This window comes from Thalassotalea sp. 273M-4 (assembly GCF_041410465.1).
Taxonomy (GTDB): Bacteria; Pseudomonadota; Gammaproteobacteria; order Enterobacterales; family Alteromonadaceae; genus Thalassotalea_A; species Thalassotalea_A aquiviva.
In genome coordinates, this window is sequence record NZ_CP166961.1 from 1,684,069 (window position 1) to 1,709,352 (window position 25,284).

Consider the following 25,284-nt stretch of genomic DNA (forward strand, 5'->3'; position numbering starts at 1 on the left):
AAATATCCGTGTTTAACCTAGTTACTCATACTAGCTGATTTTTTCACGGTTATTGTTGACGACAACCTTTCTGGAGTACCACCATCATTATCCCTTGCCTTGATGGTTAATGAGTTATCAATGACTTCTACCGCCGTGTCTAACAAAGAAGCGTTATTAGCAGATGCTTGAAAACGACAAGAGTAAGATGCTTCGACAGGATTGTCACTTGGTATTAAGACTTGCGTTTGATCTGAGCAATCTATATTAGAAATAGTAAATTTATTAAAGTCCGTTGTAAGAAGGGAAACCTCTGTCGGTATCGTGCTACCTTGTGGGATAGCTAACACGACAATATCTTCAAATGGATTAAATTCAGTCGCTTCAACGTTATTCTCATCGGCAGTGACTTCTATTTCGATAATGGCGCTTAAACCAATGCCAAGATTAAAACTAATTGGTTTTGGAGTGAAGTCTACCATGGCAGCATCAGTATCAAAATCCTGAAGCGCTTGTGGACTATCGCCATCATCAACCAAGACCCAAGCCGTGTTATCAACACTTTCGTCATCATCACCTTTCACTTTAAAGGTGATTAAACAATGCACTTTATTAGCATCCGGATTTATTGGATCAAACGTTGGTACACTGGTATTTAGAATTGACCCATCAAGTCCATTACACGAGTTATATAACGGTGTTGTGTCTGCGATGTTTACATCATAATTGGAAGATGGAGGAGTGGTGCTAAAGCCTTGGCCATTATCATCTGCGAAATCGATAAAATCAACAATCGTAAAAGGCTCGAAGCTATTGTTGGTTACCACAAACAAGTAAGTAACTTTAGGCGCGTTGGTTAAATCGTTTAATTCGAATTCACCTACCAAGGTTGAAACATCATTATAATCTGCAACATTAGTACTCAACGATTGACCCGCTCGAACATATTTTTTCAAGGTAACCATTGGCGATACATTGTTTACATCCACCGTTGCCATCGCTGTTTTTTGCGCACCATTACTACCTTCTTCATCGGTTGGCGTGGCGGTAGCGGTATTCTTGTAAATATCACCGGCATTTAAAGAGGGGTAAACTGAAGCAAGATTAACAGAGTATACGCAGTCCACTTTATTCGCTTCACCAACAATTAAATTCGAAATATCACATTGGCTCAAATCTATATTTTGGGGGGCGAGTCCATTTTGCAGTAATACATCAGCTAGATTTTCATCGCTTATATTGATGGTATCCCAACCACTGTCATTACCAAAAGTCAGGGTATAGGTAACCAGATCAAAGCTGGGTTCACCAGTTTCATTGATAGATGTTGGACTTACAGATTTTGATAAAGTAAGTATTGGTGCCACATCTGTAATACTGGCAATGGCGTTGTTAGATGGACCCGTTTCTTCGATTTCAGAAACTTGATTTGTACTTTTCCACTTAACTTTAAAACTGTTCACTTTATCTTCTTTAACACCATTATCAAAGTTTCCATCAGTGTCATAAAGGTCTAAGCTTTTCCAACGAAAAGTAACTTTGCAGATATAATGTTCCCCGCCAGCAATTGTGATAGGACCATTAGATAAACAAGTACCACCAGAGCTATCGGTTGCACTAACTAAATACACTTCGTCTTCGTTTACTATTAGATTGGGTGTGGTGTTTATGTTAGTAGGAATAACATAGGGTTGAAGATCAAATATATCGGTTATTTCAGTGATTATTATGGGAGCACTTTCGTTAGGGTTAGTGATTTTTAGATCAAATTCAAAGGTATCAGTACCAGCATAAATTTGAGCTTCCGTTCGAGATACCTGTAAAGGTGCTTTAACCAACGTTGGCGCTGCTGGTTTTACGAGAACGGGAATTGCAATATCTTCACAATTACATTTTGAAGGAGAGCCAGGTACAGGCAGTGAATTAGGGTCTATATCTCCAATATTATCTGTAGTACATAGGTCATCATCACTTTGACTCCAAGTCGCACAATAGGGTAGGTCTACAAAACCATCACCATCGGTATCTTGACATTTAAAGGTTAACGCTTGGTCGATAAATTCAGCAGGTTGTGATTTAGTAACATCGGTACAGACATCACCATTAACAGATTGAGAATTAGCACCATCGCCAATAATTTCACCGACCCAAATAGAACACACATTACCTGGCCCTTCTAAGGGCGTAGCTGTGCTATCTAACGTAGTATAAAACGACCAGTTATAGCGAATATTAGCAGTTGAAATGACTCTGAAATTTAAATTTTGAGTAACATCTTCACCCGCAGTACATTCTCCAGAAGCCCCTGAACCCAATGTAATGTCGGCTAATCGAACATCATTGGCGGTACAGGTTAAACTGCTTAAAGTAGAGCGCTCCCTTACACATTGTTGGGAGTCAAAAATAGTTATTTTAGATTGCACATCAATTGGCGTTGGTTTGCCAGCTTGTGTAGATGCGCTAAAAAAAAACAATAGAAAGATGGTATATACGAATCCATAAAACAGCGGATTCGAGCTGTTAAATTGCTTGTTAATACTCTTCATTGTAAAACCCTTATTTTTTTAGGTTAAATGAGAAAGTCTCATATATCGAAGATACAGAGATCCTTGGTGGCAATTTATTTTTTTTGTTAAAAGAGAGGTTGCTTCAGAGCCGCTTTCGCCTGCTTTGACGCTTTGTTGAATAATGAGAATTGTCTTTAATGACCGACGGGAATATGCTCAGTATTTTTAATTGAGCAATGTGTGTTTGCATTTGAAGTAAAACATCATTGGCGAGACCTTCTGGCTGGTCACTTAGATAGTCAGATGATGCAAGATTGCCTGACATAATAAAGCTCCTCGACAAATGTTAATTCATTGTACTTACTGCGCCTCAAGTATAGCAGTGGCTAAACAAAATTGTTTTAAAAAATTCAAAAAACAACCTAGTTTTTATGGCTTGTTGAAAGGTGATTTTAGCTAAAGATTACGAGATTGGTTTAATTTATTGATAGCGTTATGATAATTTGTTTTTAACAAAGTAGCCTAGAAAAAATAGGCTAAAAAATATGGTCGGGATGGCAGGACTTGAACCTACGACCTTACGTCCCCAATATTCAATTCTTCCAAAATTATCATTTATAAGACCAAGTACGGCGACACAAAGGCTGCCCTTTTTCGTTTTTTAATAACCTACTACGTATCGAAGCTCGAGTTGGTTGCGTTCAACTTCCTGCCCAACTGAGGCGAGTGTTCATCTGCGATCCATCCCGTTGTGCCGAGTCGCGAGGTTGTACAATGGCCTATTTGAGATTGATTGTTTCGTTCAGTTAAAACCTGAACAGTACACCGATAGAAAACAGATCAACGTCTTCGTCGATATCATACCACTCCCACTCAGCGACAATGCTGAACTGATCAGTGAACTTGTATTCAGCGCCGAGGCCATACAAAAGGTCTGTGCCATCATCATCAATTCCGGAAGCTACGCCACCCCCTTCGACATCCCACGCGATCACGCCAAACTTGCCGAACAGGTCAAACTGCTCATTGAGCGGTAGTATGCCCTTTGCAGCGAGTGAAAACCCGTCTACTTCGGCACTGACTTTGAAACCGTCTATGGAACCATCGATCTCACCAAAATCCACCCAAGCGGCCTCAAAGGCGAGATTAGAATTGAACTCCCAACCGCCGAAGATCTTCCAGCCTGTGTCCTCATCGTCGCAACTGGTGAGACCGCTACACGCATCGATGGTAGCTTGCCCGATGCTCGCACCCGCATAAAAATCATTCTGTGCAACGGCATTACCTGTTATGCCCAATGTCAACAAAATTGTGCCAATAAGTTTCGATTGTTTCATTATTTACTCCTAGTTGATCATAGAAGGATAAATGTTACCCCAAAGTATATTTGTACATACAAGGACAGTTATAACAGGCCCATTACTTTCTAAAATCGATTTCCAGTCTATGCGTGTCCCACTAGTATTTCGCTGCATTTGGGATTAATTTCAAGTAGGTACTGTTAATAGCGTAGTTGATAAGTCTCGTTTAGGGCAGTTTTCAAGCACGCAATGTTGCTATCTTAAAAATTTGATACAGGGCGATCATCCAAGATACAAAGGTAATATATTTTTATAAAGAAAAAACAATGGGAAAAAATAATATTTAGCCCCATTATCATGGGGATTTTTCTTTATTGCTTATGCTCAATCCCTGTTGTTAATTCTAAGTCGGACAGGGCGGTGCGATATATGTGCGATGGAATGAATTTGGGTCGTAGATTCAGAGATGGCGGAAATAAAAAAAGCCTGTAAAAACAGGCTCTAAAATATGGTCGGGATGGCAGGACTTGAACCTGCGACCTCACGTCCCCCAGACGCACGCGCTACCAGACTGCGCTACACCCCGACAAATGTTGTTTGACAACAATTTTGTATGTTAATGAAAAACTCAATGATTGCAATCAATAAATCCAAGTTATTGTTTAACTGCTTAATTTATAGTCTTTTTAGCTTATTTGACCGCTTGTTTTTGTTGATGATAAACCGAAAACTGGTTCAAACTATTGATCCCATCTATCATCATTGGAAAGTTGTAACTTTCTGATATAAGCGTGTTTAACTGTGTAGAGTAACTTTCAAAGTTACCTTGACGGTCAATAAAAATGGTTTTGTCTTTTTTAAATATCATTAAACCATCGTTACTGGTGTTACCAATTACGCGATCATTTTTTAATCGATATAAGTTTTTGCCGTTGCTGTATTCCTTATAGGACGTTCTACATTGCAACCAATAACGCATCAACGTTGGTTGGATATCCATTGGTGACGACAAACGGGTAATTTCTCGAGCTTTTTTATTCGGCCAAATAAGCAGTGAGGGTTTAGGCGAAAAGCTTTGCTCAAAGCTTTTATTGCCCAAAGAGCCAAGCCAAATGATGTCTTTTTGTTGCTTAGATTTTTGAGCCAGCAATAGGGCATTTACAAATAAATCGTATTTATACTCTGACATGTCCGAAAAATAGAATATATGCACCCCTTGTTTAAAGCCGTTTAACGCAGATGCAGAAAGGAACTTGTCGATATCGTTAAATTGTTCACTGTTTTCAAACAAAGACGATAAACCACTCTCAATCCCCATTGTTTTATTTTCAGAAAACACGGTCAAACTGGTGGTTAAATCTTGTTGACTCATCGCTTGAAACAGCATTGGTTTTTTATTTTGAGCCAAAATATCTTGTTGGTAAATGCTTGGCAGACTGAATAAAAGGTTAAACCATGCATCATGGTCTAAGGCACTGTCCATATGGTTATACAATTGGGAAGCAGGGATTGATGAGCTAAGTTTAAACTGCTTAACTTGTTTTTCGGTTAACGTATCGTCGTTGAGAACAATAAATACCGAACCCTGAACATTATTGGTGATTGCGCATTGGGCACCATTATCGGGATATTGTGGGGCTTTTTGTTCCAATTTTATCGATAAGTTACGACGCTGAGCATAGTCTTGCTGATCAAATAAGCCATACTTTGTTAATAATGTTTTTGCCGTTGATGGATAAGAAAACGGCAACACTCGGTCTTGTCGTAAAACCGAATACTGTAAATTGGCATCGGCCCAAACGTGAATTAGATGACTGATAAAAAATGATGACACCAAAACGCCAACGAAGATCTTTGGCCACAGTAATTGCTGTAAGCTTCTTAAATGCTTCCAAGCATAGTTACTGGCAACTAATTCAAACACCAATAGGGTTAAAAGGGTTAATACGATATGACCTGCGAAAGCGAGCTTGTTGACCTGCATTTTTTCATACAGCAAACTAAAAATCTGGCTACTTGAGGCCCAATTTAAATGGTAACCCAGATGGTAATAGGTAAAACCATCAAGCATTAGTAGGGTAAGCAACAAGGTGAATATAAGGGAAGCCGCCCCCCGAATAAAACGAGTTTTAGGGTAAATTAAGGTCAGCGGAAATACCGTTAATACAAATAAGATAAAAGTTAGAAATGCCATATGGCTAAACCAATTGGTAAACATATAGAATTTACCAATCAAGTCGTCTGGTATACCCTCGGCATTGAGAAAAATTATCGCGATTATAATGGCGGCAAAAATATTAAAAAAAGTGAACCAATGGCCCCAACTTATTAATTGTAATAAACGCTTGCTGTACGTCGTATTGTCTTTATTTACCATAATTGTAATCGCGTTATCTTTATTTTGTTTTTATTGATTTTGCAAGTGCCGCAGAAAAGTTTTTACTGATATTTTCTCTTTGGCTTTCTGGTACTTGATTATTTATAATAGTGGAAATGGTATTTCCCAAGCACATTAGGGCAAGATCCGTAGAAGCTTCTTCGTCAACTAAAACGTCGATAAGGTTTTGAACAATTTTTTCAACGCGTTCGTTGGAGTATTTTGAGACAATAGGCATAAGATTTACATTCGTCCTGTTAATAATTTAGCTGTAGTTTATCAAATGCTTGCACAAGTTAATATACTAACGAATTTCAACAATTAAAAATAAAAGTATTATCATTCAATTATTATGAGTTTAATTATAACCAATATCGATCTACATTATCTTAATAAAGCGGAAAACAGCACAGAAGTCACCTTAGAGGCCAGCAATGGACCGATTGCGGTGACGGAAAAGATGTCCGCTTTTGTTGAGTCTTTGCATAAACTTTACAACAGCAAGGGCAGTAAAGCCTTTGGCGGTTTTAAATCTGAGCCGGTTGACGGTTTTGAAAAGCCATTTGATCAATTGCTGCAAGACTACCTTGATAATCCTGACGAATTTATTCCATTTTCAAACCAGGCAAGCTTACGCCTTAAAAAAGAATTAGAAAAATACGAATTGGCCGAAACAGGGTATCTCGTAACATGTCATTATGAAGCTTTAGGTGGTCAATATTTATTGGTGGCGTTACTGCCAATCTCTGAACACTTTTATGTTGACGGCGAGTTAAATATTTCTGCCGACCAACACATTGATATTACTCGATTAACGTTAGCCGCACGAGTTGACATATTCGCGTATCGCGATAACAGAGAATCGGGTAAGTACATTTCTTTTATAAAAGGTCGTGCCGGTCGCAAAGTAGCCGACTTTTTCCTCGATTTTTTAAACTGCGAAGAAGGTATCGATCCTAAACAACAATCGCACAATTTAGTTGAAGCCGTTGAGCAATACGTCAATGTTAATCAACTGAACGCAGAAGAAAAACAAGAAGCTCGAAAAGAGCTTTTAACCTACTGTAAAGAGCAACATCACTCTGGCCAAGAAGTTCATTTAAAAGAGTTATCGGCCAGCATTCGCACAGAAGACGAAAGCAACAGTTTTTATCAATTTTGCCAAGACAACGCACTAGAAATAGAAGAAAGCTTTCCGCATGATCAAACAGTTATAAACAAAGTTACAAAATACTCAGGTTATGGTGCTGGTATAAGCGTCAGTTTTGAGCGTTCTCACTTTGGTCAAGATGTGGTTTATAATCCTGAAAAAGACAGTTTGACCATTTACAAAGTCCCACCTAACTTAAAAGAACAATTAATGAAGTTATTGGAACAAAATCAGGCTGATACAACCGAAGAATAAGCGGTTAAAGAGCAGTCTTAACAACATTTATTTTTGCATCTTGGCATAGCACAGAGTAGGATGCGTTAATTTTCATTTTCATGCTGTTTTATGATTAAACAGTTCGCAGTATTTGAGACACTATTTATGACCACATTAACCATTACAAGACCAGATGACTGGCATGTTCACCTTAGAGATGGCGACGTATTAAAAGATACCGTTCGCGATATTAGTCGCTATTTTGGTCGCGCTATTATTATGCCTAACTTGGTGCCGCCGGTAATGAATGCTGAACAAGCTAAGCAATACCATGACCGAATTATGGATGCCAGCGAAAGTGAGCAGTTTAAACCTTTAATGGTGCTTTACCTTACCGATAATACTACCGCTGCCGATATCGAAGAAGCACACAAAGCGGGCTTAGTTTATGCCGCAAAATTATATCCTGCAGGTGCTACCACGAATTCTGCCTCGGGTGTGACTGATGTGAAAAATATCTACCCAGTATTAAAAGCAATGCAATCTGTTGGCATGCCGTTGCTCATTCACGGAGAAGTAACCGATAGTGACATCGACATTTTTGATCGTGAAAAAGAATACATTGACCGAATTTTAACCCCGGTTGTGGCAGACTTCCCAGACTTACGCATCGTTCTTGAGCATATCACAACCAAAGATGCGGTTGAGTTTGTTGCTAATGGCTCTGACAACATCGCGGCAACGATTACCGCGCATCACCTATTATTTAACCGTAACGACATGCTTGTAGGTGGTATTAAACCACACTTTTTCTGTTTGCCAATTTTAAAGCGTAATATTCATCAGCAAGCACTGGTTGAAGCTGCAACAAGTGGCTCTAAGAAATTTTTCTTAGGTACTGACTCAGCACCACACACAAAATCAAATAAAGAAAATGCGTGTGGGTGTGCTGGCTCTTATACTGCGCACGCAGCTATTGAATTGTATGCTGAGGTATTTGAACAGGAAAATGCATTAGATAAATTAGAAGCGTTTGCGAGCTTCAACGGCCCCGATTTCTATCGATTACCAAGGCATGAAGACACGATCACCTTGGTTAAAGAACCTTGGGATATTCCAAAAACCCTGCCATTTGGTGATGATGTTGTTGTACCTATTCGTGCCGGTGAGCAAATTCTTTGGCAAGTAAAGTAGGGCACTTATGAAAAACATGCAGCTGTTTGTTAACGATTTAACCGTTATAGATTTTTCGTATTTATCATCTCAAAGAGGCGTTGTGGGCGAAAGCTGGATTGTTGATGTCACTTTAAGTGGTGATTTAAATGCAGAAAGTATGGTTTTAGATTTTGGTATTGTTAAAAAGCAAATAAAAGCCATCATCGATGACGCGGTTGATCACAAGCTGGTGTTACCCATAAAAGATACCAATGTACAGGTGTCAGAGTCAGTGCGCTCTGATCACTTGTATGTGGACTTTGACGCCCCAGGTTTTGAGATGTATTTACAATCTCCAAGCCAGGCCTTTGTTCAGTTGGACTGCGCTGAAATTAATGAAGAAAACGTAACGCGTTACCTTGAAAAGGTTATAAAACAGCAACTTCCTGAAAACGTGCAAGGTATCTCTTTACACCTTAGAGCTGAAAACATAGTCGGTGATTATTACCACTATACCCATGGTTTGAAAAAACACGATGGTAATTGTCAACGCATAGCCCATGGTCATCGCTCGCCCATCCACCTTTATAAAGACGGTACTCGAGATCTAGAATTAGAGCGCTATTGGTGCACCAGATGGCGAGATATATATTTAGCCAGTGAATCAGATAGAGCAACCATCGACGAAATTGAACTATCGGCTAATGCCAAAGTGGCTTTAAAACCAGAACATCAATATTTTTCTTATTATGCGCCACAAGGTCGATTTGATATTGCGGTTTTAAGCTCCCGCCTTGATGTCGTTGATTGCGACTCCACGGTGGAACTATTGGCCGATTTTATTGCCAGACAATTAAAACAACGCCATCCAGAAGCAAACTTTAAGGTGGTTGCTTTTGAAGGTGTCGGTAAAGGAGCGATTGCTAATGCGTAAAAATAAGGTCTACACCTTTTGGGGTTTATGTTTAGCCTGTTGCCTAAATTGGGCAAACGCCGAGGTTTTACTCGAGCTCGAAGGTGCGCTAACCCAAGGTGGCTTAATGGTAGGCAAAACCGAGGCAGCAAATAAAGTGCTTTTTGATGATCGGGCACTAAAAGTGTCGAAACATGGTTATTTTACCTTTGGTTTTTCTCGTGATGACGACAAAACACATACCTTAACGATTACCGAACCATCGGGTGAAACCTTATCAAAAGCTTTAACCCCAACAAAACGTCAATACAACATTCAAAAGATTGAAGGTATTGCCAAAAAAATCATGCAGCCAGATCCGAAAGCATTAGAGCGCATTCGCCAAGATAATAAAAAAATTGGTCAGGTAAGGGCGGTTTCATCATCGAATATCGACTTTGCCCATGGCTTTAAAGCCCCAGCAAACGGGGTTATTACCGGGGTTTATGGTAGTCAACGTTATTATAATGGGGTTCCGAAAAACCCGCATTTTGGCCTTGATTATGCGGGAAAAAAAGGCACACCTGTCTATGCTCCTGCAGCAGGTACGGTGACGCTTTGGGTACCAGACATGTTTTATTCTGGCGGTACTTTGGTGATTGACCACGGCCATGGTATTACCTCAACGTTTTTGCATTTAAGTGGTGCCGATGTCAAAGTTGGTGACAGAGTATTACAATCTCAACCAGTAGCAAGAATTGGTTCAACAGGGCGCTCGACAGGCCCTCACTTAGATTGGCGGATTAACTGGTATAACGTCAAGCTTGACCCCGCATTAGCCCTAGAGTTACCTAATTTTCGAACTTTTTCAGCGCCGAGCGCCATATCGGCTCAAGACGAGTAAATTGATAACTTAAACCAATAAAGGCCAAGATTATTGGCCTTTATTGGTTAATATACTGTGCTTATATAAGTTTTTTCGTTCTTTACAGTAAACTTATCGACTTTCAACAATACGTTTTTTACCAGATTTAGCCCGTTCAAGGTGATCTGATTGCACGTAGACTCTATCGGTTGTTCCCATGCTAGCATGGCCTAATTCGTCTGCCATATGTTTTAATGGCCTTGAGTCGATATCCATAGAAGCCCCCGTATGACGTAGCCAGTGCGTTGTTGCTTCTTTTAGTGTTTGCGCCTCGTTCTTAAATCCTTCTTGCACCATTTGTTCATAAGCAAAGTCAAATGCTTGCTGCACAATTCGCCTTAACTGGCGAGAAGTCATGCCGCCAGAGCCTTTTAGTTTATGAATAAGAGGATCAGATTCACTCGATAAGGGATAACCAGACAGGCCGCGGCTTGCCCGATAGCGTTCTAGATACGGTAAAAACGAGTCTGGAACCGACACATCACGTTGTTTAGAACCTTTACCGAAAACTTTAAACCAGTGGTTTTTATCTTTATCTTGCCAAAAATGGCCCATTGTAGGCGACCAATTAGCGCGCTCAGACAATTCAGATATACGTAAATATAAGGTTTTAAGCGTCGCTATTATAAATAAGGTCCGTTCATGGTTGTCATTTTCACTGGCTAAAAGTTCGGACGACTCTAAAATGTAGTCCCATTGCAGTGAAGATAATCGTTTCACTTCGGTGTAAGAAGCATCTTTGATTAAATAAGGGCAGTCTTTTTTCACCGAAGCGATGGCATTGCCAAAGGCATAATCTTCACTAACTAAATAGTCATAATAGACATTAAGAACTGAAAAGGTGGCTTTTAAAGCATCTTGAGAACATTGGTAATTTTGTTTTTTCTTTTTAAAATCAATATTATCAAGGCGTTGAGCTTTGGGAATTTTTATTGTGAATGGGCGCCAGTCAGGATTAACATCGCGAATACCATTGCGATTTTCAAATCGACGATAAACATTATCCGAGATCCATTGATGCGGTGGCTTATGCACAAAGTCAATATACGCTTCAAGATCACGTCGTTTTAACTGCACAATAGATTTTTTATTGATCAGCCATGACCACAAGAGAAACTTTTCGGTTTCGGTGCGAAATAAATTGTACGTAGCTTCATTTCGACGTCCTTTAGACTGAAGAAATTCTTTGGTGAACTTATAGTCATCAAAAGCATCGGCAACCGTTTGACTTACAGACTCTACAAATTGTTTAACGGTTGGCGTGTCGTCAGAGAAAACTTGGTTGCGTTTAAGTAATTGAAAATGTCGATGAGAATCAAACAAGGGTTGAGCGGTAAAAGTATCGGTCATAAATTATTATCATTATTAAGGTTGTAATCAGCGCAATAAAATGCAAATTGTAAGGGCTTTTTAACAATCCATAATCGTATTTAACGACAACGATATTACCAGTTAAAAACGTATCTAGCGGTATAGATATTAAACTAAAGATAACACTTGAAGCCCAAAACACGGATTAAGAGACGTAATCAACACTATAAAGGCTTAAAATCAAAATGTCCACTAATTAACATTAACGGACATTTGAGCCATGTAAATAGCCCTGTCTTTGTCATATGTATTTAAATTTCTGTGCTGGGCTTATTTTATCGATATGATGAGTAAGCTTATAAACACCTTAGCGCTTAGCTAAATGCATTCGCCTGACCAGATTAACATAAACGCGTTATGCAAAACATACAGGATGCAATTAAAGCAACCTCCTAAATATAATCCACAGCCTTACTCGCAAATAAACAAATAGTATTAATATCAGTGGATTACTAAAACATTTAAGCGCTTCTGGTTAAATATTGTGGCTAAAGTTAGCCACAATAAAAAAGAATTCACGTAGCGCACGGACATTTTCAATCGTTATCTGGCTTAAACCGTTATAAATAGCGCCTTGTAGCGATTTTAGGAGACTTTTGAATGCCGTTACTGATGTTTTTTATGAAAGCATTCTTAACCATTGACCACGGAAAAATAAAAAAGCCCGCAAGTATCAACTTGCGGGCTTTCATTTACCGAAACTCTAAATGTTTAAGCGTCGTTTTCTGCTTGGTCTTTGTTGCTGTCTTTCTTAGCTTCCATTTTGCCTTTATGATCTAACTCATATTCAGGCATGTCTTTATTGCCTTCGATAAGATAGTTATCCATCCAACGCATTAAACGTAAGCTGTAATCGTATTGCGCAGCAGCACGTCGGTTACCATGGCCTTCACCTGGGTAGTAAACTAGACGAACATCTTTACCTTGCACTTTCATGTAGCGGTACATTTCCATCGATTGTGCTGGGTGCACACGTGGATCGGCTTTACCGTGCATGATCAATAATGGCGTTTTTGACTGATGAGCCCAGTAAATTGGACTGCGCTCTAAGTAGTATTGCCATTTATCCCATGGGTATGAACGTGCATGCACTAAATGCATTTCGTTAGAGATATCTGTCGTACCAAATTTTGATAACTGGTTTGAAATACCAACAAACATAACACTCGCGGCAAAATGCTCTGTTAATTTAGTTGCCCCCCAAGCCGATGCGTAACCACCGTATGAGCCACCTGTAATACCAACACGCTTACTATCAACAACGCCCATTTCAACTAAGTGGTTTTTCATATCAACTAAGTCGTTAAACTCAGCACCGGCATAGTCGTTTTGACCAAGTTTTGAATAGGCCACACCTTTACCCGTAGAACCACGGTAGTTAGGATAAAATACAGCGTAACCACGAGCTGCGCCCATTTGACCTGGCTTAGAGTACGCGGTTACCCAACCGTTTTTCTCGTGCGCTTCTGGACCACCGTGCACTTGCATAATTAACGGGTAACGAGTACCTTCTTTATAATCTAATGGGTAAACCAATACACCATCAAGTTCCACACCATCGCGAGCTTTTAAGCTTATGGTTTCTTGCTTGGCAAAACGTTTGTTTGCCAGCCAAGGGTTTGAATCGGTTAATTTAGTAACCTTGTTATCGCGAACCATAAACACTTCATTTGGGTGTTTTGCGGTATGACCATTCACCATCATGGTTTTGTCAGAGTCTGAGATGGTTAGATTTGAGGCGATAAACGTACCAGGCTTAACGATGGTATCGTATGTGCTTGTGCCAGGTTTAATGCTAGCAACCACAGATTCGGTATTAACTTGCGCAATGAAGTTAAGTTGATCTTTTTTATTTGACCATTCAATGTCACTTACATGACCTTTAAAGTTTGGGATCCAATCACTCACTTCGCCACTGTTGGTATTGGCTAAAAACAAGCGCCCTGCCGATGGATCGTGCTTATCTTCTGCACCAATAATGGCAATGTAATCACCACTTGGTGAAAACTCTGCTTGATTCAATTTACCTTCAGTCGAAAGTGATAAAGTAAATTTACTTGATGCTAAGTCCATTACATGCCATTGCGATTTGGTGTATGTATCGTCAATGAGTGCTGTCGGCTGTGTTTTAACCAACAACTTGTCTTGATCTTCAGACCAATTCATATCCGCAACATACGCGTTAATATCAAACGCTTCTAGGGCTAGAGGTTTGTCGTTAATGGCTAAATCAGTAACGAAAAGTTGCTTATTATCCAATCCCATTTCATAAACTTCGGCTTTAAAACCAAGTTCTTGCAATGTTTTTTCAGATTTATCTTTGGCCGGCATTGCTAATAAAGCAATTTTATCGCCTTTGGGGCTGATGTCGTATGAACTGATTGACGTTTCTTTTAACGCCATAACTTTTTGGCTTTCACCACCGTTAAATGGAATACGGTAAAGCGCAGTAAATTTATCTTCGCCCTGCTTTGCTAGAAAATAAATAAATTGGCCATCAGGCGACCATTCTAGACGGCTTACATTGACTTTCCCGGTAATAAATGGACGCTCATTACCCTTACTGTCAACAATGTACAGCTCGCTAAAACTGTTGCTGTCTTTATCAACGTATAGCTCTGGTGCTAATTTACGGGTAAAGGCAACATAATCGCCACTTGGGCTAACGGCGTTTTGCAGTACGTGTTCAATGTTTGGAATGTCATCTATTGAAATGGTGTCATTTGCCATTGCTTGACCCGATGATAGAGCGGCCGTGATGGCAAAGAGCTTGGTTAATTTATTCATAATATTATTGTTCTCAATTTATTCGTTGAAAATCATTGGCAAATTATTACGCAGGCCGAAAAAAGCCCCCGCAAGAGACAAAGCTTAGTTGTAAGATTTGTTTGCACAAGCCTTATAAAATACGGGGGTTTGAATAAGATCTCAACCTAAATCTACAAACTTAGGCTTAAACTAGGCTTATAAACGGCCATATTTACCCGTTGAGTTGAAGATAAATTACCCTTTGCCCAGGTGTATTCAAAAAAGAAATGACCTTAGCCCAAATGCCATGAAATCATAGCTTTAACTTGTTCTTTGTTTAAATTTATATAATGGTTTATTGCTAACTAATTATATTGTTTAGAATATATTAGATTATGGTGGTGTTAATACCGGTTGCCAATCTAACCATTCTTGCTTTACTTTGGGGTAAAGCTTGAATGTAGCGCCATTATCAACTTTGTTCAAATTGGTGACGTCAGGGGTGGAAAAGGCAATACCACCTTGAAATATAGACTCTACCGATGCCGTGTCTATATTAAACCCCGAGAATAAGCTCGCTTGCACATTTACCCCACTTACATTGTAAAAACGAGAATAGTAACTGACTAAATGCTGGTGTTGTTTGTCAATATTTATGTAGATATACACCCCATTTGAGCGTTGATTAAGCTCAGTGCCTAGTACTTGACCTACCTGTATTTGCCTAAAATAAACCGGATTTGAAGCACGAATTGAACCGGCTCTTGTTGCTGTTAAGGTAAGGTTTAAGCCCGTAGGTAAGGATTGTAAAGCGGGTTCTTTAACCAAGCCAATAAATTCATTTTGGCTATGGCCTGACCCCGGTATAACACCAAGGTAATTGCCGGTTAATAAGGCTTTCGCATCTTTTATACCACTGATGCTTACGATCGGTTTTACCAACCAAAATTTGCTGCCAACTTTAGCTAAACGCTCATACTTATCGTTTAAGTTAACGATTAACATTGTTTTCGTCAGTTCAGGATTTAATAATACATCTTCAACATATCCAACTTGATGTTGATGAAACTGCACTTTCGCACCTTTTTGAATATCAATGATCTGCTCAAACGTTACTTTGATTTGCCGGCCGGTGTGCTCTAGATCATCAAATTTACTGTATAAAATATATTGGCTTTTTTCTTTGGCGGGCTTGCTGTAGTCGGCGCGTTGATTATCTATCGCAATACCACCTTGGACAATACTGCTGACGCTTTCAGTTTTAATTTTTAACCCCGTCAAGTCCGCCTTGATATCAAAACCACTTCCTATATAAAATCGAGTTTGTTCGGTCACTAAATGACGGAATTTCTCATCCACCGTCAACGCAATATCTATCGCATCACCTTGCTCTGTAAAGTTAATGGCATCGACCTCTCCTATTAACATTTGCTTATAAGTAATCGCCGCCCCTTTGGTTAAAGAATTCGTGTTATCGGAACGTAAGTGTATTTGTAACCCGGGTGCAGATGCCTCTTTAACCGGCGCTTGACTCAATAAAGTAAATGCATTCTGTGCTTTTCCACTGCCCTGGCTTACTTCAATGAAACTGCCATTAAACAGTGCATTAACCCCTTCTAAGTTGCCCGTTGAAATATCAGGTTCAACCAACCAAACTTTTGTCGTTTGCTTAAATAATCCTTTGTACTGAGTTTGATAACCTATCGTTACTGTCGATGTACTTAGATCGGATGAGGGCTCAATTTTAATGACTTTGCCAATGACTTTAGAACCAAATTTTACTGGCGTAAGATCGGCGACTAAATCAATATTAATATCCGCCGTTAAAGTCACTATTTCACTGTTTAACGCATCGTCAAGACTGCTGTTTAAAGCAAATATCGTCCCGTTTTTTACTGTTTGACCTTTGCGTGGTTTTAAGGTTTGAAAGGCAATACCGCCAGAAATAATGGTCTGTAAAGGGCCTGTTTCTAAAGTAAATTGCTGTAAACTGCCTTTTGCGGTGATCCCACTAAGTTCGTAAAAGACACTGCTGCTATTAACTAAGTGTTGATACTCAGGCATAATATGAATCTTTACTTCAAACCTGTCATTACCGTCGATAAATTGATGATCTTGTACTGTTCCGACCTTTAAGTCTTTGTAGTAAATGTTTGATCCCACGGCTAATGACTTTACATTGTTTGAGTACAGCGATAAATGCAACCCAGGTTCTGAAAAATTTAAGGGGGGCGCCGATGGTAAAACATCAAATTCGCGAGCGGGCTCTCCCTCACCTAAGCGAAATGACACAAATACCCCACTTAAAATGGTGTCTAAATTCGCAATCCCATCAAGACTTATCATCGGTTTTACTAGCCAAAAGTCCATTTTAGAAAGCAAAAACGGCTCTAGCTTAGGGTTTAATAATACATTACCTTTTACCCCACCGGTGTCTTCATTAAAGGTCAGGCTTTCAACCTGCCCTACTTCAAAACCTTCAAACATGACCTTAGTGACCCCAGCCTTTACACCACTATTTTTCGGAAAATTCATCACCACACTCACGCCTGCACGCGCCTGCTCGAAATCTTCATATAATGGAAATTCTGTAAAATCGTTTACCTCATTGTCGTGTTTTGCAGGCTCAGGGTTATGAAAAGCGATGCCACCTCCAATAATCGATGATAATGACTGAGTTTGCATTTTAAAGCCGGACAAGTCGCCTTTTAACGAAATCCCACTGGCATTCCAAAAACGCGAGTGCATGGTGACTAAATGAGCATATTGCTCCTCAATGATCACTTTAACTTCAATATGAGAACTGTCTTGGGAAAATTCATATGCATAGACTTCACCCACTTTGATTTGTTTGTAATACACACTGCTGCCATGAGATATGGACCCTAAGTCTTTGGAATGAAGAATAAGGTGAAGGCCTGGGTACTCTTGACTTAAAGCCGGTGGTTTTTTAAGTGCTTCAAAATAGCGTTGCTCTTGCTTGCCATCACCGGGTAACATTTCAAAGTAATTACCGGTTAAAACAGTATCAAGGCCAGAAATACCTGACAAACTCACCTCGGGTTTAACCAGCCAAATATACGTATTTTCATTTAAATAATCTTCTGCTGCATTATCCATTTCAATGCTCACCAAGACATTTTGTAAATCTTCGGTGAATGCTAAGTCTCTAACAACACCTAAAGGAAACCCTTTGTATCTAAGCTGGGTTTTATTGACGGTAATACCATCAGCGCGATCTAACTGCACCACAATGTCGATACCCGCATCGGTAAAGGATTTATAAAGCAAGTACAAGCCGATAACACCCGCGATTATCGGCAACAACCATATCGCCGAAATAGTGGACGATTTTTTCACCAAAGCTTTAGGTTGTTCATTAACTTGTTGTGCTGTCATCCACCGACTCCTCATCCCATAGTAATCTTGGATCAAAGCTATTGGCGGCAAAAATGGTTAAAATGACCATAATGCCAAAAGCGGTAGCACCTGGGCCTGCCACTATCCGAAGAAATGTACCAAACTCAACAAGAGCAACCAGTAGAGCGACGACAAATACATCAATCATTGACCATTTACCAAAAAATTCTATATAACGATATATTTTAGTTCGTTTTTCTGGACTAAAGGCTGATCGTCTGCGTAAAGAATTTAACAGTAGAAATAAGCCAAAGATTTTAGCCGCGGGTACTAAAAAACTGGCAATAAAGACAATGGCTGCAATTGGATACATTTCAAATTTTAATAACGCAATGATCCCAGATAAGATGGTATCGCCTTGGCCATTACCAAAATATAAGAAGGTCATGATGGGATACGTATTGGCCGGAATAAAGACAATTAAAGAGCAAATGGTTAATGCCCAGCATCGTTGCAGCGAGTTTCTAAATCGAACGTCTATCGCAGAGCCACAACGAGGACAAAAGTTTTGCTCTTGTTGTTGGTATTTCGCCAGTTGATGACAAACTTGACATAACACTAAGCCGTTATCTTTGGCATTAACCGCTATTGTTTTATCCTTTGTCATAATCAATGGTGTCCCAAACCATGTCGTGATCTAAAGTGACTTTAAGTGCGTTCACACAAACCACTAAAGTAGCAAAACATAAAATGCCAAAGTTTAACGTTAAGTCTGCCAGATCTTTTAACTTGAATATGGCTACCAGCACTCCAATCATAAAAACTTCGAGCATTTCCCATACATCGGCACGGTGGTAGTACAAGAAAAGTTTTTTAAACCACATTTGATATCCCCACTGAAATTTTACCCCGACACAAATAACAAACGCACAGGACAACTTGACTAGAGGGGTAAAGATACAAAAGAAAAAGATCAAACTGGAGACCAAATACATTTCACTTTGCCACAAGGCAATCATGCCCGTAAACAAGCTGGCTGAACTTTGTAAAGAAAGTATTTTCATTGACATCAGAGGTTCAAAAACAGCGGGAATAAAAATTAACAAACCAGAACAGCAAACCGCTAAGGTGCGATTAATGGAATTGATTTTACGTTGTACTATGGGGTGTCTACACCTTGGACAAAAGGCCGTTTCACCCTCTAGCAGATGGGGCAAGGTTAACAAGTAATCGCATTCAAGACATGCATAAAGTTTTTCCTTCAAACTATAAGCCCTTTGTTTCACCCTTAGCACTCTGTTAACGAACTCACTAAACATTATTTATGGTGCTATCAAACCAACAGCTTGATTAAGCCGATACTCTTTAAATATAAAACAAATATTAGGTTTTTATATTTTTATTAGCGCAAACCAACCAATAAAGGTTGGCCTTTAGGACAACATCTAAACGCTATCGGAGCAAAACTTTAGGGTATAGGGGCATGCGAAATTTAGCATTGTTGCCGTTAAAGCTTTAGGGTAAAAAGGTAAATATTTCTTCTGATGGCAGTCTTGACTTTGGCAATGCGGCATTAAAGTCAGTATCGGCACGATAGCCCAACGACAGTACCCCAACGACCGAATACCCTTGTTCTCTTAAGCCAAACTCTTGGTCTAAAACAGGCTTGTCTACCCCTTCCATAGGTAATCCATCAATACCTAAAGCGCCCGCGCCCAGCAGTATGGTTCCCATATTTAAGTACACTTGTTTTTCTATCCAATGTTGCACATCTTTTAAATCATAACGGTGAATATTTATAAACATCGCTCTTGCCGCGTGCATCATATCTTTGTGTGCTGGTTCTGCAAATCGTCCATCTCGTTCTTCAGATGCCAAAAGATGTAACATGTATTGTTCGTCGATTTCTGTTTTTGCGCAAAACACAATGACATGGGATGCATCCAATATTTTAGCTTCATTAAACTTGAACACGCCTTGCGTGCCTTTGCTTACCCGCTCTTTGGCTTCTTTTGATGTGGCAATGAGAAAATGCCAGGGTTGTGAGTTAACACTTGAAGGGCTAAAACGAAGCAAATCTAGAATTTGCTGAAACTCTGGTTCGGGTATCTTTTTATTTGAATTAAATTCTTTGGTCGAATAACGATAGTTTGCTATGTCGGTTAAGTTCATGCGATCTCCAAATAATATATTGCTGAGGGAACGAGTATTAATAAGTTACTGAAAAATAGTTATGGTGTAAGTATCGATGCGCTGTAAGTATAGACAGAATATGTGTACTGAGTGCTTAGCTGACCATTAAATTTTATTTAGTGATATTGTATTTTGCGCAATAATGACGGTCACTTTGTCGTTATAGTGCATGTTTACAATATATGGGCTAAGTAACTCTATGGTCGATTTTGATTGGAAATGATCGGGTTTGGTTTCTGGATGTGGAAAGTATACGAGCACCGGATAAAAACGGGCGCGGTGCATAAGCTGGCATTGAATAAACGAAAAACTTTCAGCGGGCATCGCCTTGGCCCACTTTACGTGATGAAAGGTGTAATCGGGCCTTACAATGTCAAAAGCGTAAGGTTTAATATTCACATTGATGGTACCGTTAAAGCACGCATCTAAATCAAGACCTAATTGCTTAAACAAGGGTTTTTGCAACGCAATACTGCCTTGTTTAAATCTAGGATCAGGGGTTTGCCCCGAAGCAACCTGATACCCTTGTTTGACAAAACCCGATAAGAAATATTTCACCATAAAAAAGGAAGCAAAAGCTTCCTCATTTAAAACTACTTTTCAACGATCAAGTCATGGATATTTTTTAAGTCTGACTTGCCTGCAATAATTTCATCGGGCGTCAAGCCCGATAATTCATGCGGGAACACCAACCACTCTTCTGATTCATGAACGTAGTAATCTGGCTCGATATCAACTTTAGAATTTTTCGGTTTGTACCACGGACAAGCAATACGAATATCTGTTGGTGTATTTAAACGCATTTGTTGTTTAATTTGGGCAATTAACGCTTCAATACTGCGACCAGAGTCAAATACATCATCAACAATAAGAAGTTTGTCATCGGCGTTAGCATTTTCAATTAAGTAATGAAGGCCGTGAACTTTAATTTCTTTTGATTGTTGATTAATCCCGTAATAAGACGATGTTCTTACCGCAATATGGTCTGTTTCAACTTGCTTGTAATCAAAATATTCTTGTACGGCAATACCAATTGGAGCACCGCCACGCCATATGCCAATAATAAATTCAGGACGAAAACCGTCTTTGTATACTTGTGCGGCCACGCGAAAAGAATCTTCTAATAATTCTTGAGCGGTGATAAATTTTTTATTCATGGAAGTCCCCAAGTGAAACAACAAAATGAGTTAATAATGGCTTTATGCCAAGATTATGCGTTTATGTGGGTAATTAAGGTTGTGAACATGCCCATACCCGCGCAGATATGGCTATTATAACTTAGTTAATAATTTTTCGTATAATCAAGATATTAAATCTCTGTGTTAATTAAGTTAACAGACTCATTGAGACTGTCTATTTGTCACTTTATCGATTCGATATGCCAGTATTGACGTGAAAAACCAATATGTATAGGTTTATAAACTAGAAAATAGACTCAATTTGTCTTGGTATTTTTTTTCAATCGATTGAAAAGGAGCATGGGCTTTCGCTTTCATTAAGTAGCGTTGAGACTTGTTTAAGTCACCCAACTTAAAGTACGCTTTGGCTAAGCCAAAGTAAAACTCATCTTCTTCGGGTTTCATTTTATTGGCACGTTTAAAATGTTTAATGGCTTGACTAAAGTTACCCTGATAAAGCGCTTCATCACCAAGAAGACCATGGTAATAAGGGTTATGGATTCGAGCATTGAGTAAATATATATCGATAGCTTTGGCTTTTTCATCTTTAGCTTGGCTTGCATATAAAATGCTTAAATTATTCCAAGCGTTATAGTTTTTATTATCTAAAGATATTGCCTTTATATAAGTATTTTCGGCAAGCTCTAGTAGGTTTTGCTGTTTATAAAGTAAACCTAAATTAGCCCAGGCGGGACCAAATTTAGGGTCCATTAATGTGGCTGCTTTAAGGTAGGCATAGGCTTTTGGGCTATCGCCAGCAACAATTGCCTGAGCGCCACGGTTATTATAAAACATCGCTGTCACTTTATTTTTGCTGATCAATCGTTTGGTAAAATGATGCTTGGTACTGTAGGGATCAAAATCAATGGTAATGCTGTTTTGCCCCCAAACGACTTTACCTGGAGCCTGTTTTTTTCCAGTCACTTTTAAATTTACATGCCCTGTCAACAGATTATATTGTCCATTACGAACCCAGTACTCGGGAATGATGATTTCTTGAAAGGCTAAAGTCAGTTTCGCGTGTTCTGCCAAGGTGTAGGCAAGAATGGTTAATGACAAACAATTGGCAACGTTTTGATTGTAGGTTTCAATGGCGGTTAAATTAGCCCCATTTTGATATTGCAACGACGTAGGAGATTGGCTAAATAAATGGGTTAAAAGTTTTTTTGCGCGTTGATAAGGCTCTTTTTCGGTTTGCAGTTGGGTGGCGACAAACGCCTTCATCTGATCATTTAACGCAAAAATTTGATCTTGACTAACCACCGAGTAATCCTTGTAGCCCAAAAACGCATTATCGTCATAAAGTGACTGATGGGTCAGTGTTGTGTGTTTTAAATCCGCTAGAGGATCATTGACGTGGGCACAGGAAAACAACAACAATGAAAACGTAATGCTACTTAGAATGTTACGACAAATCTTCAGATTCATTATGTCTCCTAACTTGATTGCGTTATCAATAGTGACAGTTTAGGTATTATCTCCTTGTAATATCACTAAGTGTGCTCTTTTTTATCCACTGGTTACAAAGTGAAAAATACCAAAACGAACCAATATCGAGTATCTAATTCAGTTACCTAAAATAACGACAGACTCTTAGTTGAGACATGTTAAATAGACAAAAATTCATAAAATGCCTTTGCTTAGCAAATCTATTGACCTAACCGCTTAAGGCATGACATTAATTTATCGGGGAAAAAAGCGCACACAAGTCATTGACTTCAGGTAATTGTGCCATCGGAATACGCTCAGCAACTTCTTCAAAGTCTTGCCAAATTTGTTGCACCACGGGGTTCATGTCGGCCAAAATTGCGGCCTCATCTGATGACCATTCAAAGATTTCGATGATAATATCATCGCTATTGTGCATTACGACGGGCATACGAGCGCTAACCAAGCCTTGTTGATCTAATAAGTCATAATGTTCTAGCACCAAGCGTTTTAACAACTCAAAATTGCCTGCTTTAGGTTTAAACGCCAATATTGCAATTTTTCCCATTGTCCCATCCGTTTAAAAGACCCGTTTCAAAGATCCTTTTAAAAGCCATAAACCTTAATACGTTGTCCTCGTTTTAGGTATTCAATATCTTTAATGATACGTTGCTTTTGTCTTTTGAATTAACTGTTTTAAAAATAGAGCTGTTCGCTGATCAATTCAAAAAACTTAATGGGATTAGTATAATTTAAATTTTTAGCCTGCATAGGCCTGGTTAACAAACCGGATTAGAAAATGAATTGCAACAGGGATAAAGAGCAGAGAGTAAATAGATTTACCATAGGATAAAAAGCAAAAAGCCCGCTAAATAGCGGGCTTTTTAATATGGCGGTGAGATAGGGATTTGAACCCTAGATACGCTACAAACGTATGCCGGTTTTCAAGACCGGTGCTTTCGACCACTCAGCCATCTCACCTGAAGTTGGTGCGAATATTATAGCTAGTTGCCAACCTTGTAAAGAGGAAAAACAAAGAAATTTCAAAAAAAATGGCTTTTGTATATTGTTCGCCTAAAAACTGACATTTTTTGTTTAATTATCGTGCCGCTAAACGTATGAGGTTATATCATGGCGCTAACAAAGGAGAATGAAAGTCTTTAAATTGGTCAGGTAAAAACGGGTTTTTCAACGTAATGACTTTACGGTGATGTAAATTCAGTCGTTTAACCACATCGCCATGATGCTTGAAAAAAATCTGATCAAATTCCCCCGATTGCTGTAGTTTCAGCAAGCCCTGTTCAATGTGTTGGGCTAATTCAGGTTTATTCACATTGACATAAAACAATAAGGGATAGGGGTAATACAATATTAAACTGGATTCAATACCAACATCTGGGTATTGATTCTGTTGTGCTTTGACGATCTCCTCGATTTCATTTGCTCCTAAGGCACTGTAATCAAACTCGCCATTTTCGATAAATGCAAATAATTGCTCAAAGCTGCCCTTCTCATTTACTAAATAATCATTTTGTCGAAACAACTCAGCATCAACCCAAGTTTCAGGTATGCCAATGGCCATAGACTGTAAATGTTTCTGGCTAAAGTGCTTCTGAAAGTGTTGTTGTTGGCTTTTTTCAATGAGTAATATCCGGATCCCAAGTAAACCTTTAGCAAGTGGATGGGGCACAATAATTTTATCTTGGTCTTCAAATTTTTCATTGCCAGCGACGGTTACTAGAACGTCGCTACCTTGGTTAAAGACATTGCCTTCATCTTCAGCTTTTGGCCGATCGGTTCTATCATCAAACAAGGGTTCTTGAACGCCGGCAGCCCTTAAACAAGATGTAAGTAAGTCGAGTTCGTAAGATTGGCGAGCGGAAGATTTATTGCCATTCCAAAAATGCAACATAAGCGATTCTCAATAGTAAAGTGAAGAGATATTTTCCCTAATGAAAAACCAGAGCGCAAGCCAAAATGATGGTATCGAGTGCGCTTTGCAACTGCATTTTACCCAGGCCTACCAGTATATCGCACCTTGGCCCCTGAAAACTTTTCATAAAGTCTTTGGTGGGCTTGTTGAGAGAAAACGTCATCACGTTGTTGATAGGCTTTTATCCAATCAATTAACATCTCTAAATTGGCGTCTTGCTCTTGCTTAGTGCGATATTTATGAGGTTCCCAAGGCCTGTTTTGGGCATTTTCAACGCATGATTGAACTGGCAAATCTAAAAAGATCATTTCATTAGCATGCGGTAAAATCAATTCAAGTAAGTCGGCGTAACAGCCTTCTATAACCCAATTGGAATGACTATTAATAAATGTTTCAATAACAGTGAGTGACTTCCCCAACGTCATTCTCACAGGAGGGGTTGTGTTTTCCCAAGCGATAGTGTCTAAATCCAAGTGCTCAATATTCGATGTACGAGCCATATTTTTGGCCATCGTGGATTTGCCCGATGACGAGTTGCCAAAGATAATGATTTTTTTCACAACAATCCTAT

Annotated in this window: 20 protein-coding genes and 2 tRNA genes; 4 read left to right on the forward strand and 18 right to left on the reverse strand. The window is 39.2% G+C overall.

Annotated features, from left to right (window positions below):
- Nucleotides 1-17 precede the first annotated feature (17 nt).
- The 5 genes from ACAY00_RS07625 to ACAY00_RS07645 all read right to left on the reverse strand — a co-directional run bounded on the left by ACAY00_RS07625 (nt 18) and on the right by ACAY00_RS07645 (nt 6,402).
- The gene (locus ACAY00_RS07625; RefSeq protein ID WP_371379462.1) at nt 18-2,525 is read right to left on the reverse strand and encodes a hypothetical protein; all 2,508 of its coding nucleotides are present in this window, start codon (nt 2,523-2,525) and stop codon (nt 18-20) included.
- 767 nt (nt 2,526-3,292) lie between these two features.
- On the reverse strand, nt 3,293-3,823 hold the full coding sequence (locus ACAY00_RS07630; RefSeq protein ID WP_371372162.1) for an outer membrane beta-barrel protein: 531 nt from the start codon (nt 3,821-3,823) through the stop codon (nt 3,293-3,295).
- A gap of 473 nt (nt 3,824-4,296) precedes the next feature.
- Nucleotides 4,297-4,373: transfer RNA gene (locus ACAY00_RS07635), tRNA-Pro, on the reverse strand.
- 105 nt (nt 4,374-4,478) lie between these two features.
- Nucleotides 4,479-6,164, reverse strand: a complete 1,686-nt coding sequence (locus tag ACAY00_RS07640; RefSeq protein ID WP_371372164.1) for a DUF3413 domain-containing protein — start codon at nt 6,162-6,164, stop codon at nt 4,479-4,481.
- 19 nt (nt 6,165-6,183) lie between these two features.
- Entirely contained in the window at nt 6,184-6,402 is a 219-nt protein-coding gene (locus ACAY00_RS07645; protein ID WP_371372166.1) for a DUF1414 domain-containing protein, read from the reverse strand.
- A 114-nt stretch (nt 6,403-6,516) separates the two neighbouring features.
- On the opposite strand from ACAY00_RS07645, the gene yejK reads away from it, so the two are divergent.
- The 4 genes from yejK to ACAY00_RS07665 all read left to right on the forward strand — a co-directional run bounded on the left by yejK (nt 6,517) and on the right by ACAY00_RS07665 (nt 10,481).
- Nucleotides 6,517-7,569: a nucleoid-associated protein YejK gene (yejK, locus tag ACAY00_RS07650; protein ID WP_371372168.1), complete on the forward strand. Its 1,053-nt coding sequence runs from the start codon at nt 6,517-6,519 to the stop codon at nt 7,567-7,569.
- A gap of 126 nt (nt 7,570-7,695) precedes the next feature.
- Nucleotides 7,696-8,724 carry a dihydroorotase gene (gene pyrC / locus ACAY00_RS07655; RefSeq protein WP_371379616.1) on the forward strand — a complete coding sequence of 343 codons (1,029 nt, stop codon included), beginning with the start codon at nt 7,696-7,698 and terminating at the stop codon, nt 8,722-8,724.
- Between the two features lie 16 nt (nt 8,725-8,740).
- The gene (locus ACAY00_RS07660; RefSeq protein ID WP_371379619.1) at nt 8,741-9,619 is read left to right on the forward strand and encodes a 6-pyruvoyl tetrahydropterin synthase family protein; all 879 of its coding nucleotides are present in this window, start codon (nt 8,741-8,743) and stop codon (nt 9,617-9,619) included.
- Nucleotides 9,612-10,481 (forward strand): M23 family metallopeptidase, encoded by an 870-nt coding sequence (locus ACAY00_RS07665; RefSeq protein WP_371372170.1) that lies wholly within the window; start codon nt 9,612-9,614, stop codon nt 10,479-10,481. The genes ACAY00_RS07660 and ACAY00_RS07665 overlap by 8 nt, the downstream gene beginning before the upstream one ends.
- A 93-nt stretch (nt 10,482-10,574) precedes the next feature.
- On the opposite strand, the gene ACAY00_RS07670 is transcribed toward ACAY00_RS07665, so the two are convergent.
- From ACAY00_RS07670 to ACAY00_RS07730, 13 genes are all read right to left on the reverse strand, one after another.
- Nucleotides 10,575-11,852 (reverse strand): tyrosine-type recombinase/integrase, encoded by a 1,278-nt coding sequence (locus tag ACAY00_RS07670; protein WP_371372172.1) that lies wholly within the window; start codon nt 11,850-11,852, stop codon nt 10,575-10,577.
- A gap of 732 nt (nt 11,853-12,584) precedes the next feature.
- Nucleotides 12,585-14,660 carry a S9 family peptidase gene (locus tag ACAY00_RS07675; protein ID WP_371372174.1) on the reverse strand — a complete coding sequence of 692 codons (2,076 nt, stop codon included), beginning with the start codon at nt 14,658-14,660 and terminating at the stop codon, nt 12,585-12,587.
- Nucleotides 14,661-15,014: 354 nt separating this feature from the next.
- On the reverse strand, nt 15,015-18,020 hold the full coding sequence (locus ACAY00_RS07680; RefSeq protein ID WP_371372176.1) for an MlaD family protein: 3,006 nt from the start codon (nt 18,018-18,020) through the stop codon (nt 15,015-15,017).
- Nucleotides 18,001-18,648, reverse strand: coding sequence for a paraquat-inducible protein A (locus tag ACAY00_RS07685; RefSeq protein ID WP_371372178.1), 648 nt, complete (start codon nt 18,646-18,648; stop codon nt 18,001-18,003). The genes ACAY00_RS07680 and ACAY00_RS07685 overlap by 20 nt, the downstream gene beginning before the upstream one ends.
- Nucleotides 18,635-19,246 carry a paraquat-inducible protein A gene (locus ACAY00_RS07690; protein WP_371372180.1) on the reverse strand — a complete coding sequence of 204 codons (612 nt, stop codon included), beginning with the start codon at nt 19,244-19,246 and terminating at the stop codon, nt 18,635-18,637. The genes ACAY00_RS07685 and ACAY00_RS07690 overlap by 14 nt, the downstream gene beginning before the upstream one ends.
- 250 nt (nt 19,247-19,496) lie before the next feature.
- Nucleotides 19,497-20,153, reverse strand: coding sequence for an oxygen-insensitive NAD(P)H nitroreductase (nfsB, locus tag ACAY00_RS07695; protein ID WP_371372182.1), 657 nt, complete (start codon nt 20,151-20,153; stop codon nt 19,497-19,499).
- Between the two features lie 126 nt (nt 20,154-20,279).
- Nucleotides 20,280-20,735: a hypothetical protein gene (locus tag ACAY00_RS07700; protein WP_371372184.1), complete on the reverse strand. Its 456-nt coding sequence runs from the start codon at nt 20,733-20,735 to the stop codon at nt 20,280-20,282.
- A gap of 32 nt (nt 20,736-20,767) precedes the next feature.
- Entirely contained in the window at nt 20,768-21,331 is a 564-nt protein-coding gene (locus ACAY00_RS07705; protein ID WP_371372186.1) for a phosphoribosyltransferase, read from the reverse strand.
- Nucleotides 21,332-21,589: 258 nt separating this feature from the next.
- Entirely contained in the window at nt 21,590-22,780 is a 1,191-nt protein-coding gene (locus ACAY00_RS07710) for a tetratricopeptide repeat protein (protein WP_371372188.1), read from the reverse strand.
- Nucleotides 22,781-23,030: 250 nt separating this feature from the next.
- Nucleotides 23,031-23,348, reverse strand: coding sequence for a hypothetical protein (locus ACAY00_RS07715; protein WP_371372191.1), 318 nt, complete (start codon nt 23,346-23,348; stop codon nt 23,031-23,033).
- Between the two features lie 322 nt (nt 23,349-23,670).
- Nucleotides 23,671-23,761: transfer RNA gene (locus tag ACAY00_RS07720), tRNA-Ser, on the reverse strand.
- 148 nt (nt 23,762-23,909) lie between these two features.
- Nucleotides 23,910-24,692 (reverse strand): hypothetical protein, encoded by a 783-nt coding sequence (locus ACAY00_RS07725; RefSeq protein ID WP_371372193.1) that lies wholly within the window; start codon nt 24,690-24,692, stop codon nt 23,910-23,912.
- A 98-nt stretch (nt 24,693-24,790) separates the two neighbouring features.
- The gene (locus ACAY00_RS07730) at nt 24,791-25,273 is read right to left on the reverse strand and encodes a shikimate kinase (RefSeq protein ID WP_371372195.1); all 483 of its coding nucleotides are present in this window, start codon (nt 25,271-25,273) and stop codon (nt 24,791-24,793) included.
- Between the last annotated feature and the right edge of the window lie 11 nt (nt 25,274-25,284).